The following is a 12,782-nucleotide window of genomic DNA, read 5'->3' as shown; positions in this document are numbered from 1 at the left end:
CCAACGCAGTAAGACTGTGAAAGAATGGAATATCCTTGATAGAGAAAGCAGGATTACCTAAAAATTTGTTGAATCAGAGAATAGAACAGTACATATTAAGGGATGGTGAGGAAACATGAAAGAAGAAATCAGCCTGAAAGAATTATTGCAGACCTTGTTAAGAGGAAAAGGTACGGTTGTTAAAATTACTTTAATTGTTTTTTTAATCAGCGCTGTATACAGCATTATTATTGTTAAACCTTATTATACCGTGGGTTCATTGATGTATATAGATTTCCAGCCTTATGAATACAGTAAGGATTATATGCAGCTTTATGATGACTTTGTGGTACATACCAATCTGGAATTGGAAACTTTTCGGGGGACTTTAAAAAGCTATCCCTTACTGGAAGAGGTAATTGAGGACCTTAATCTAGACACCAAAAAGTATTCTCCTAAAAGTATCAGCCAGTCCGTTGATATGAACCGTTTGAGTGACGAGAGGCTCTATGGGATTACCATGAAAGAGTCGGATCCTGAAACAGGGGCAGCCATTATCAATGCTCTTTCTGATAAGTTGGTAGATTCTTTAAAGGATTGGGAGGTCAAACTGATTTTTGAGGTGGCCAATAAAGAATTATTGCAACAAAAGAAAACCGCGGAAAAAATGGTGAATGAGGCTCTGAAGGATCTGGAGGCTTTTATGAAACAAACCCCCAGTGTTCTGGAACTGGATGCTTTGATTCCCAATTATTTAAATAAATTAGCGGCTCTAAAGAGTCAAGAAATTGATGCAGAAATAAGACTGAGGAAAAACCGGGAAGAAAAAGAATACCTGGAAACCCTTAACCTAAGTTCTGATGTTCGAGAGGCATTATTATATGCCAATATTAACATTGCTTCCTCAGAGGGAGAGATTTCTATGTTGAAAGAATCTATCTCCCAGTTGGAAGAAGAAATCAGGGAGCTGCAGCTGGATCTGGCTGGGAAAAGCATAACTTATGATAACCTGCACAGATTATTAGAAGTTCGCAAGAATGCTCTGCAGGAGATATCTGATAAGTATAATGCCAGCTATATCTCTGAATTGAATAACGCCGGAAATCTGGTAGTTTCAGTAGTTTCCCGGGCCTATGTACCCAGTCAACCAGACGGACCCAATGTAAGGTTGAATCTCTTAATGGGATTGGCAGCCGGGTTGATGATTGGCTCGGTGGTTGTTCTTTTCAAAGAATATTGGAATAAGGAACCTAAAGGCATGGATTATTCTTCAACTGCCAGGTAGTGCACAAGCTTGCTAACTTAACCAACATATCATTTAAGGAGAAATTGATGAATCAAGAACATATACCTGAAACTATAATCGAGCCGGGACGTATGACTAAACAGTATTGGCGGGACCTGTGGGTTTTCCGAGAACTTTTCTATTTTATGGCCTGGAGGGATATCCTGGTTCGTTACAAGCAGACTGCCATTGGCGTAGCCTGGGCCATTATCAGGCCGGTGCTGACCATGGTGGTTTTTACCGTTATATTCGGTGGCCTGGCGGGACTTCCATCGGAGGGAACAGCCCCTTATCCGGTGATGGTGTATGCAGCTATGCTGCCATGGAATTTTTTTGCAAATTCTTTAAACGAAAGCAGCAATTCTTTAATTGCAAATGTTAACTTGATTTCCAAGATTTACATGCCGCGCCTGATACTACCGACCAGTTCTGTTGTGGTAAACCTGGTGGATTTTTTTATATCCTTTGCTATACTGGTAGTGCTAATGATATGGTATAGATTTGTGCCTGACTGGAGAATTATTACCTTACCACTTTTTCTGCTGTTGGGTATAATTACAGCATATGGTTTCAGCATTTGGTTTGGAGCCCTTAACGTAAAATACAGGGACTTTCGTTATATTGTTCCCTTTGTGGTGCAGTTTGGCTTATATATTTCCCCCGTGGGCTTCAGCAGCAGTGTGGTGCCTGAGCAGTATCGGCTCCTATATTCTATGAACCCTCTGGTAGGGGTTATTGACGGCTTCCGCTGGGCCATATTGGGAGGGGATGTTCAGTTATACTGGCCAGGATTATTGCTGTCCATTGCTTTGGCCCTGTTGATATTTATTACCGGCATATGGCATTTCGTCCGTATGGAACGTATCTTTGCAGATGTAATATAGGTAACAAAATATGCTGCTCTGGAATTAATAAAAATCTCTATTATAAGCCTTATATAAGCGCAAAATAAGAAGGTGTGAGAAAATGGACCCGGTTATTCAGATTGAAAATTTGAGCAAAAAATACCTGATCAGGCATCAACAGCAGGAACCTTATTCAACGCTGCGGGATGTTATGGCTGACACAGCCAGGAAAGTGGTCAAAAAATTAAAAAGTCCTTTCCAGGGAAAAAAAGAAACGGACCCCACCCGGGAGGAATTTTGGGCTTTAAGTGATATAACTCTGGATATTAATCCAGGGGATCGTATTGGGATTATCGGTAAAAATGGAGCGGGAAAAACAACTCTATTGAAGGTATTAAGTAGAATCACTGAGCCTACCAGCGGCAGAGTAAAGGTAAGGGGCCGTATTGCCAGCCTGCTGGAGGTGGGTACCGGCTTTCACCCCGAACTAACCGGCAGGGAAAATATATACTTAAACGGTGCTATATTAGGTATGCACAAGAGTGAAATATCAAATAAGTTTGATGAAATAGTAGAGTTTGCTCAAGTGGAACAGTTTTTGGATACACCAGTAAAACGTTATTCCTCAGGAATGCATGTGCGCCTTGCCTTCTCCGTAGCCTCTCACCTGGAACCAGAAATATTAATCGTGGATGAGGTGCTGGCGGTGGGGGATGCCCAGTTCCAAAAAAAATGTCTGGGCAAGATGGAGGACGTGGGCAAAGAGGGAAGGACGGTGCTTTTTGTCAGTCACAATATGAGCCTGATTAAACAGCTGTGCAGCAGGGCTGTTCTGTTGGAAAAAGGAAAGGTGAAGGGAATAGGCGATACCGAATCAACGGTTCTCTCTTATCTGTCTGATTATGTGAGTCATGGTGCAGTGGTTGACATGACTCAATTTCAAAATACCTTTGGCAGCGAAATAGAAGTTGAGTCAATAGAAATACTAAATCCTGTAGAGAATTTTTTTGCCGTCTGGTGGGATGAGCCGGTTAAACTGAGGATTAATTTTAAATCCCATAAAAAGCTTTCTAACGTATCTGTCTCCTTCGGATTCTTAACCATGGACTATATTCAGGTGGTCAATGTAAGAAATGAAAATGAAAACTGTGCTTTTGACCTGGAGGAAAATAACAGATACCAGATTACTGCTTCTATTGATCACAGCTTACGGGCAGGTTATTACAATCTCTATATCGGAATTTATTCCGGGGCAAAGATTTATTATCATATCCCTACTCCGGTGGCTCAAATAGAAATTTTAGATAACGGTAAGTCCAACTATTTTATGAGAAACGACGGACTCATATACTGCAGGTCCCAATGGAAATTGGATGAGTCCCTTTAACGAGAATAGAAAAACTAGCTTTTATAAAATTTATTAAAAGAGGGTTGAACCATGCGAATATTTTATGCTTCCGATACCAGGCCCACCCTGGTTCAGTCTGACCTGTGGCGGAGCAATCTTTATCTGTCCCTAACGGACCTGGGACATGATGTGGTGGAATTTCAGTATGACCTGAGGGAAACTTTTCAGTATTTAGATACTAAAAACCCTAAACATTTGGAGTTTATTAAAAAAAACCGTCCCCGGGTGACGGAAGAACTGGTAAAACAGATCAGGGCGGCCCACGAAGAAAAACCTGTAGATTTATTCTTCAGCTATTTTTATGATGCCTGTATACTGCCGGAGGCGGTGGAGGAGATAAAAAGTTTGGGCATAAAGACTGTTAACTTTTTTTGCAATGCCTCCTATCAGCTGTATCTGGTGCAGGAAATATCACCCCACTATGACTGGTGCCTGGTTACAGAAAAATTCCGTTTGGAGGATTACCGGGCTCTGGGGGCTAATCCCATATACTGCCAGGAAGCGGCCAATCCCAACGTATATAAGCCCTATGACCTGCCGGCGGAATTTGATGTCACCTTTGTAGGGCAAGCGTACGGGGACCGTTCCCATTTCATAAAATATCTTCTGGACCAGGGGATAGATATCCGGGTATGGGGATACGGCTGGCAGGATTTTTCTCCGGAATACCGACAGGCTAATCGGCCCAGCACTCTTAAGCGGGCGGTGAACATAGGCTGCCGCTTGATGACCCGGGAGGGCTGGAAAATAGCGGCGGAACGAATCAAAAGTAAAAGCGCAGTTCAAGACAGTGATGGAGATGGTTCTCCCCACTGTTCGGTAATCCCGGTGGATCTCCCCTCTCACCTGTTGGGAGGCCCTCTATCAGACCTGGAAATGATACAGATGTACAGCCGCTCTAAAATTAATCTGGGCTTTTCCACCTGCGGCAGCACCCATACCACCGGTGAGCGCATCCTTCAGATCCGTTTACGGGATTTTGAAGTTCCCATGAGCGGAGGGTTTTACCTGGTGGAATATATGGAGGAGCTGGAGGAGTTTTTCAAGGTGGGAGAAGAAATCGTCTGCTATCATAACTTAGAGGATTTGGCGGAGAAAATACACTACTATTTGAAACATGATGAAAAGCGGGAGAAAATCCGCAGAGCAGGGGTTGAAAGGTGCCGTCGGGACCATACCTGGCAGAAGAGATTTCAAGCCGCTTTTAAGGAGATGGGCCTGAAATGAGTAAAGTCCCTAAGGTAACCGTATTAATGTCTGTATATAACGGGGAAGAGTTTCTTGCGGAAGCCGTGGAGAGTATTTTGGAACAGACCTTTCAGGATTTTCAATTTCTGATTTTAAATAATGGCTCCACAGACAAGACTCCGGAGATTGTTGATTCATACAACGATCCCCGGATTCGACTGGTGCATAATGAAAAAAATTTAGGCCTGGCCGGTTCATTAAACAGAGGACTTGACCTGGCGGAAGGTGAATATGTTGTGAGAATGGATTGTGATGATATCAGCCTTCCCCAGCGTCTGGACAAACAGGCTGCCTTCATGGATTCCAATCCAAAAGTGGGGGTCTGCGGCACCTGGGTGGAGACAATGGGGGAAACCCCTGGGGAGATTAAAAGATTTCAGCAGGACCCTGACCTTATAAAAGCCGGGCTGTTGTTTGGAAATTTTTACATAACCCATCCCTCGGTAATCATGCGCAGTTCATTATTTAAGAAGCATAAGCTTTATTATAATCCTGCACTGTATCCGGCAGAGGATTATGCCCTATGGCAGAAATGCAGTAAACTATTTCCTTTGACCAATATTCCGGAGGTGCTGCTTAAATACCGCATACTGCCCACCAGCGGCAGCCATGCCAATCAAGAACATCTTTGGGAAGTATTACGACTGATCGCCCGGGAAAGCCTGCTGGAACTGGGGGTCTACAACGGGGAAGAGGATTTATCCATGCACATGGACTTCAGAAGCCTGAAAAGGCCCGTCAGTCAAGAAATGTTGATAAAAGCAGAACAATGGCTGCAGAGAATAAAAACTGCAAATCAACTCAAGAAAATATATCCAGAGAAAGCCTTGATGGCGGTGTTGGAGGAACGTTGGTTTTACCTCTGCAATACTGCTGCCGGTTTGGGCCCCCGGGTCTGGCATATATACAGTAAATCACCCTTCAGCAGCACAAACCATCTGCCCTTTTCTAAAAAAGCCAGGTTTGGGCTAAGGTGCCTGTTGAAAAAGAAAACAATCACCGGGATGTAAAAGAAAGGTGGGGCATTATGGAAACCATTGCATTAATATTGGCCGGAGGTTCCGGCACCCGCTTATGGCCCTTGAGCCGGCAGTCTATGCCCAAGCAGCTGTTAGCCTTAACGGGGAACCGGACACTGCTCCAGGAAACCTGCAGACGCCTCTTTCCCCTGATCCCCCCCTGGGGGCAGTGGATTATTACAGGAGAGGGCTTCTACCACCAGGTGCAGAAGCAGGTGGAGAACCTTCAGAAGGAATTTCCCTCCTCTCCAATAGAACAGTACATAGAGGTGATGTTGGAGCCGGAAGGCAAAAATACTGCCCCTGCCATATTCTGGGCGGCTGAACGCTGCCGGAGATTATATGGGGAGGATACCAGGCTGCTGGTTTTACCCTCCGACCATTTGATTACCATGGAAGATAAATATATTGAATCCTTAAAAAAGGGAATAGATAAAGCCGGGGAGGGGAGCCTGGTCACCTTTGGCATTCCTCCTACCCATCCGGAAACAGGTTACGGCTACATAAAAGTGAACGGGGACTCTTCAGAAGAAGTTATTCCGGTAGAGGGTTTTGTGGAGAAACCCGATGCGGTTACTGCAGAAAAGTTTCTAAAAGACGGTTCTTATTACTGGAACAGCGGGATGTTTGTTTTTCACGTAGGGACACTGCTTCAGGAAGCCATGGAACGGTGCCCGGATATTTGCGCTCCCTTTTGTCAACAGGACCCCTTTAATCCGGAACAGGTTAAAAACGCCTACCGGCAGACTAAAACACAATCCATCGATTATGCAGTGATGGAGCATACTAAACGGTCCTTTATGGTGCCGGCCTCCTTTGGCTGGAATGATGTGGGCAGCTGGCAGAGTTTATATGAGGTAAGTGAGAAAGATGAGCAGGGCAATGTAGCCAGCGGGAAAAACATCGCAATTGATACCCAGGGCTGTTTGATTTACGGAAAAGAAAGGCTCATTGCCACCATTGGCATAGAAAACATGGCGGTCATAGATACTCCCGATGCCTTAATGGTCTGTCCCCTGGACCAGACCCAGAGGATCAGGGAGGTGGTGGACAGGCTAAAAGAGCAGAACAGCCGGGTCCATATAGAGCATCAGACGGTGGAAAGGCCCTGGGGCAGTTACACGGTGATTCAGGAGGGGCCGGGGTATAAAATAAAGAAGATTATCGTGAACCCTAAACAGAAGCTCAGCCTGCAGATGCACTATCACCGCAGCGAACACTGGATCGTGGTTCAGGGGACTGCCAAAATAACCAATGGTTCTACGGAAATATTTGTTCATGAGAATGAATCTTCATATATTGCCAAATCTACCCTTCACCGCCTGGAAAACCCCGGGACCATCCCCCTGGAAATCATTGAAGCCCAATGTGGGAGCTATTTAGGGGAAGATGATATCGTAAGGATAGATGACGATTATGGCCGTGAAGTATAGCGGGACCAATTGATTTTTTGGAAGAAGGCTGCAGAGCCTAAAAAAAGTTGTTCACCAGGGAGGCGCTAACATTGAAATTAGCAATACTGTGCGGTGGTTATGGAACCCGAATACGGGATGTTGCGGACAACATTCCTAAACCCATGATTCCCATCGGAGGGTATCCTATCCTTTGGCATATAATGAAGTATTATGCTCACTTTGGACATAATGATTTTTTGCTCTGCCTGGGCTATAAGGGCAGCGTTATTAAGGACTATTTCCTAAATTATAAGATTCACAATAGTGATTTTACCATTGATCTTTCAGGCCAAAAAGATATCCAGTATCTTGACGGCACCTGTGAACTGGATTGGAAAGTTACCCTGGCGGAAACCGGCACCAATGCCATGACTGGAGCCCGGGTGAAGCGTATCCAGAAATATCTTTCCGGAGAGGATAACTTTATGTTAACTTATGGGGACGGGGTGGGGGATGTTGATTTAGAAAAATTAGTAGATTTTCATCTCTCCCATGGAAAAATTCTCACCGTCACCGGGGTGCGGCCTCCGGGAAGATTTGGTGAACTGAACTGCGATGCTAATGGCCAGGTTACTGAATTTAATGAAAAACCCCAGGCCAGTGGCGGCCGGATATCCGGAGGATTTTTTGTCTGCCGTTCTGAGATTTTTTCCTACCTTCCGGATCGGGAAGACCTGGTGTTTGAAATAGATCCCATCCGGCAGCTGGTGCGGGAGGGACAGATGATGGTTTTTGAACATGACGGTTTTTGGCAGCCTATGGATACCTTTCGGGACTATAAGCTGTTAAACGATACTTATGAAAAAGGAGAAGCTCCATGGGTGCTTTGGCGCTAAAAGAAGGACTGTCCCTGTTCAGGGATAAACGAGTTTTGGTAACCGGCCACACCGGATTCAAAGGTTCATGGCTCAGTTTATGGCTTCATATGCTGGGGGCAGAGGTAACCGGTTATGCCCTGCCTCCTGAAAGAGAACAGGACCATTTCAACCTGCTGGGGCTGGATAATATTATTCACTCCGTGGAGGGGGATATCCGGGATTTATCATGTTTTATCAACACCGTGGAAGAGTTTCAGCCGGAGTTCCTGTTTCACCTGGCGGCCCAGCCCCTGGTAAGGCTCTCCTATGAAGAGCCCAAACTAACCTTTGATACCAATATAGCCGGTTCTGTAAATATTTTGGAGGCCTGCCGACAGGTGCCTTCGATACGAACCTTAATCTATGTGACCTCGGATAAGTGTTATAAAAATCAGGAATGGATATGGGGCTACCGGGAGAACGATGAACTGGGGGGGCACGACCCCTACAGCGCCTCCAAAGCGGCGGCGGAGATAGTATTTCAGTCATATCTGGCTTGTTTTTTCAATACTAATGACCGGTTGGGGGCGGCCAGCGTGCGAAGTGGAAATGTAATTGGCGGCGGTGACTGGGCCCAGGACCGTATCGTTCCAGACTGTATCAGAGCTCTTCAGGAAAAACAACCTGTAGTTCTGCGAAACCCCGGATCCACCCGGCCCTGGCAGCATGTGCTGGAACCCCTGGGTGGGTACCTGTTCCTGGCGACCAGGCTGCATGAAAACTCAAAGGGTTACGCCGGTTCCTGGAACTTTGGCCCCCAGGCAGAGTCCCTGCGAAGCGTATCTGACCTGGCAGAAAGAATTTTGAAATGTTGGGGAGAAGGAAAAATCCAGGTTCAGGCACAACAAGGGGCACCCCACGAAGCGGGGCTTCTGCAGCTGAACTGTGATAAAGCCCGGCAGGAAATGGGTTGGAGCCCCCGATGGGATTTTGACCGTACCGTAGAGAGGACAGCTTTGTGGTATAAAGAAGTGGGGCAGGGCCAACCGGCCCTAACCATAACCCGGGGACAGATCCAAGAATATATGAAGGAGTTGGAAAGCAATCATGATTGAAGGAGTAGTAATTACACCGCTAAAACAGTTTTTAGATGAGCGGGGAAAAGTAATGCACATGTTTCGCTGTGACAGCGACAACTTTGAACAGTTTGGTGAAATATATTTTTCCTGCGTATATCCCGGGGCTATTAAAGGATGGCATATTCACAAACTTATGACCCTGAACTATGCCGTGCCCACCGGAAATATAAAACTGGTACTATATGACAACCGAGAGGACAGCGCAACCCGAGGAGAACTTCAGGAAATTTTCTTAGGTCCCGACAACTACTGCCTGGTAACCATTCCCCCTCTGGTGTGGAACGGATTTAAGGGTATCGGCACAGAAATGGCCGTTGTAGCCAACTGCTCCTCCATTCCCCATGACCCTGAGGAGATTGACCGTCTGGACCCCTTTGACGCCAGCATTCCCTATAACTGGGATATCAAACACCAATAAGCGTGCCAAGGGCCAAGCACTTGAAAGCTGCCAAGAGAGTTCCACTTTCTCGAGACAAGCTCAAAAAAGGATAGGCTGTTTTAAGAAATCCGATGTCGTTTTAAAGGCGTCAAGGTTTCAAGTGCCTACCCGGTGATATGCTCAATGGTCTATCTAAAGAAATCAAAAAAGGGGTGAGAAAATGAACCAAACAGCTAAATCCCTAATAATCGGGGCCAACGGCCTGATCGGCCGGCAGGTGGCAGATCAGTTAGAGTCCCGGGGCACGGAATGGGTTGGTTTTTACAACAAAAGGCCTGCCGAGAACTTACGTCCGCTGGATATTACTGACTTTCCTCAAGTTACCGCAGCTCTAGAGGAGCTGAAACCTGAGGTAATTTATTTCTGTTCCAATTTGGCGGGGGGAGTTAATTTTTGCGAAGACAATCTAGAAAAGGCAAAGCTTTTTCATGTGGGCTCTATACAGAACCTGGGAGGAGCCTGTGCTGCTCTTGGAACCCGTCTGGTCTTTATTTCATCGGATTATGTTTTTCCGGACATGGATCGCCCCGCCCGGGAGGATGACCCTCCCCAACCATTAAATATCTATGGAGAGTTAAAATTAGAGGCGGAACTGTGGATACGGGAAAATGTTCCCCTACATGTCATCGTTAGAACTACTAACGTATATGGTTGGGATCCCCAAACGGTTACGCCCAACTATATGATGAGCCTGTACCGCACCCTGCAGCAGGAGAAGGCCTTTAAAGCTCCCTCTTTTCTTTGGGGTAATCCCACCTTTGGAGGAGATCTGGCGGCAGCTATGATAGAGTTATCGGATTTGAACGCCCGGGGAGTTTTTCACGTGGTGGGCCCAGATTATGTAAACAGGCATGAATGGGCTCTGGAGGCCTGCAATATACTGGGGTTAAATCCCCGGCTGGTGGAAGAAATAAAAGTTCCTCCACCTGACCTGGTACCCCGCCCCATGACCCTTTCTTTGGATACAAAGAAATTTAACAGCACTTGTACTACGGTGCTTAAGGGATTTCGCCAGGGACTTCAAAAAATGAAGGTTCAGATAGAGAATCATAACGAATAACTAACAGAAGAGTAAACAGTAGAATAAAGCCTTATCGCTTCCTATGGGTAATTCCAGGGTTTTGCAAAGGCAGAAAAGCAGGTGATATAATTATGGCTAAAATTGCATTAATTACCGGTGTTACCGGCCAGGACGGTGCGTACCTGGCGGAACTGCTCTTAGACAAAGGGTATATCGTCCATGGGATTAAGAGACGTTCCTCTCTGTTTAACACCCAGAGGGTAGACCATCTCTATAAAGACCCTCAAGAGGAAAAAACCAACTTCTACATGCACTATGGGGACCTGACCGATGCTACCAATATTATCCGTATCATTCAAGAGACCCGTCCCGATGAAATATACAATCTGGCTGCTCAAAGTCATGTTCAGGTGTCCTTTGAGACCCCGGAATACACTGCCAATGCCGATGCCCTGGGGACCCTGCGGATACTAGAAGCTCTACGAATTTTAAAACTGGAGGACAAAGTACGATTTTACCAGGCCTCCACATCTGAGCTCTACGGCAAGGTCCAGGAAATACCCCAAAAGGAGACTACTCCCTTTTATCCCCGCAGTCCGTATGCCGTGGCTAAGCTTTACAGCTACTGGATTGTGGTGAACTACCGGGAGGCTTACGGTATCCACGCCAGCAACGGCATTTTGTTCAACCACGAATCCCCCATCCGGGGAGAGACCTTTGTAACCCGGAAAATAACCCGGGCGGCGGCCCGTATTAAGATGGGGCTGCAGAAAAAGCTCTACCTGGGCAACATGAATGCCCAAAGGGACTGGGGTTTTGCCGGGGACTATGTAAAGGCCATGTGGCTGATGCTGCAGCAGGACCAGCCCGACGATTACGTTATTGCCTCCGGTGAAACTCATACCGTGAGAGAATTTTGTCAGCTTGCTTTCCAGGAAGCCGGGACTATTCTTCGTTGGGAAGGTGAAGGAGTTAATGAAAAAGGCATAGACAATGAAACTGGAAAGGTTTTAGTGGAAGTGAGCCCTAAATATTTCCGACCCACAGAAGTTGAGCTGCTCTTGGGTGATCCCTCCAAGGCTAAAGAAAAATTGGGTTGGAAGACGGAAGTAAGTTTAGCAAAATTGGTGAAAATGATGGTGGCTTCAGATATTAAAGAGGCAGAGCATGAGGTGTTCTGTATCAAGGAGGGTTATCCTTACTATGCAGCCAACGAGTAAAATTTATGTGGCGGGCCATACCGGCCTGGTGGGGTCAAACATTTTACGCAGGCTTAAAGGAGAGGGATTCAACAACTTGGTCACCCGAACCTCCAAAGAGCTGGACTTAAAAAACCAGCAGGCGGTGGAGGATTTTTTCAAAGCTGAACAGCCGGAATATGTTTTTATGGCGGCAGCCCGGGTGGGGGGGATTATGGCCAACAGCACTTTTCCTGCAGAATTTATATATGACAATCTTTCCGTTCAGATAAATGTGATTCACCAGTCCTATGTAAATGGAGTGAAAAAGCTTCTTTTTTTAGGGAGTTCCTGTATATATCCCAAATTCGCTCCGCAGCCCATGAAAGAGGAATACCTGCTGAGCGGCCCTTTAGAGCCCACCAATGAGCCTTATGCCGTTGCTAAAATAGCGGGAATTATCATGTGTCAGTCCTATAACCGGCAGTACAGCACCAATTTTATTTCTGTTATGCCCACCAACCTTTATGGGCCTGGGGATAACTTTGACCTGGAAACTTCCCATGTTCTGCCGGCCTTAATACGGAAATTCCATGAGGCTAAGGTCAATGGGGAACTCTCGGTAACCGTATGGGGGACCGGTATCCCCCGCCGGGAATTCTTGCACGTAGAAGATCTGGCTCAGGCCTGTACTTTCTTAATGAGTGATTACGACGAAAACGAAATAGTCAACGTGGGGGTAGGTTCGGATATTTCTATTCTTGAGCTGGCCCACATGATTAAGGAAATTGTTGAATATGATGGGGAAATTATTTTTGATGACACCAAACCCGACGGCATGGCCCGGAAGCTTTTAGACGTCAGCCGGATAAACCAGATGGGATGGAACCCCGTCTATAGTTTATATGACGGGATTAAGAGCACATATAAATGGTATGTTGAAAAATACGGGAAGTAATAAATTTAAAAT

At 46.0% G+C, this 12,782-nt stretch carries 12 protein-coding genes; all 12 read left to right on the top strand.

Translation table 11 applies throughout. The features are described 5' to 3' along the window. The first annotated feature begins 115 nt into the window (after positions 1 to 115). Entirely contained in the window at positions 116 to 1,264 is a 1,149-nt protein-coding gene (locus HUE98_RS17020; protein ID WP_241421778.1) for a GumC family protein, read from the top strand. Positions 1,265 to 1,311: 47 nt separating this feature from the next. Continuing rightward, positions 1,312 to 2,148: an ABC transporter permease gene (locus tag HUE98_RS17015; RefSeq protein WP_241421777.1), complete on the top strand. Its 837-nt coding sequence runs from the start codon at positions 1,312 to 1,314 to the stop codon at positions 2,146 to 2,148. 82 nt (positions 2,149 to 2,230) lie between these two features. Further along, positions 2,231 to 3,496, top strand: coding sequence for an ABC transporter ATP-binding protein (locus HUE98_RS17010; RefSeq protein WP_241421776.1), 1,266 nt, complete (start codon positions 2,231 to 2,233; stop codon positions 3,494 to 3,496). A 51-nt stretch (positions 3,497 to 3,547) separates the two neighbouring features. After that, a complete protein-coding gene (locus tag HUE98_RS17005; RefSeq protein WP_241421775.1) occupies positions 3,548 to 4,744 on the top strand; it encodes a CgeB family protein in 1,197 nt (398 codons plus the stop codon). Further along, entirely contained in the window at positions 4,741 to 5,775 is a 1,035-nt protein-coding gene (locus HUE98_RS17000; protein ID WP_241421774.1) for a glycosyltransferase family 2 protein, read from the top strand. The genes HUE98_RS17005 and HUE98_RS17000 overlap by 4 nt, the downstream gene beginning before the upstream one ends. Positions 5,776 to 5,792: 17 nt before the next feature. Then, a complete protein-coding gene (locus HUE98_RS16995) occupies positions 5,793 to 7,217 on the top strand; it encodes a mannose-1-phosphate guanylyltransferase/mannose-6-phosphate isomerase (protein WP_241421773.1) in 1,425 nt (474 codons plus the stop codon). 71 nt (positions 7,218 to 7,288) lie between these two features. Continuing rightward, entirely contained in the window at positions 7,289 to 8,074 is a 786-nt protein-coding gene (gene rfbF, locus HUE98_RS16990) for a glucose-1-phosphate cytidylyltransferase (protein ID WP_241421772.1), read from the top strand. Next, positions 8,056 to 9,150: a CDP-glucose 4,6-dehydratase gene (gene rfbG, locus HUE98_RS16985; protein WP_241421771.1), complete on the top strand. Its 1,095-nt coding sequence runs from the start codon at positions 8,056 to 8,058 to the stop codon at positions 9,148 to 9,150. The genes rfbF and rfbG overlap by 19 nt, the downstream gene beginning before the upstream one ends. Next, entirely contained in the window at positions 9,143 to 9,592 is a 450-nt protein-coding gene (locus HUE98_RS16980) for a dTDP-4-dehydrorhamnose 3,5-epimerase family protein (RefSeq protein ID WP_241421770.1), read from the top strand. The genes rfbG and HUE98_RS16980 overlap by 8 nt, the downstream gene beginning before the upstream one ends. A gap of 181 nt (positions 9,593 to 9,773) precedes the next feature. Beyond that, on the top strand, positions 9,774 to 10,673 hold the full coding sequence (locus HUE98_RS16975; protein ID WP_241421769.1) for an SDR family oxidoreductase: 900 nt from the start codon (positions 9,774 to 9,776) through the stop codon (positions 10,671 to 10,673). Between the two features lie 92 nt (positions 10,674 to 10,765). Next, complete coding sequence (gmd, locus tag HUE98_RS16970; protein ID WP_241421768.1) at positions 10,766 to 11,854, top strand: GDP-mannose 4,6-dehydratase; 1,089 nt, start codon at positions 10,766 to 10,768, stop codon at positions 11,852 to 11,854. Beyond that, complete coding sequence (locus HUE98_RS16965; protein WP_241421767.1) at positions 11,838 to 12,770, top strand: GDP-L-fucose synthase family protein; 933 nt, start codon at positions 11,838 to 11,840, stop codon at positions 12,768 to 12,770. The genes gmd and HUE98_RS16965 overlap by 17 nt, the downstream gene beginning before the upstream one ends. The last annotated feature ends 12 nt before the right edge of the window (positions 12,771 to 12,782 follow it).

Origin of the sequence: Candidatus Contubernalis alkalaceticus (assembly GCF_022558445.1) — a bacterium.
GTDB classification, from domain to species: Bacteria; Bacillota; Dethiobacteria; order SKNC01; family SKNC01; genus Contubernalis; species Contubernalis alkaliaceticus.
This window is presented reverse-complemented; position numbering and strand designations above follow the sequence as displayed.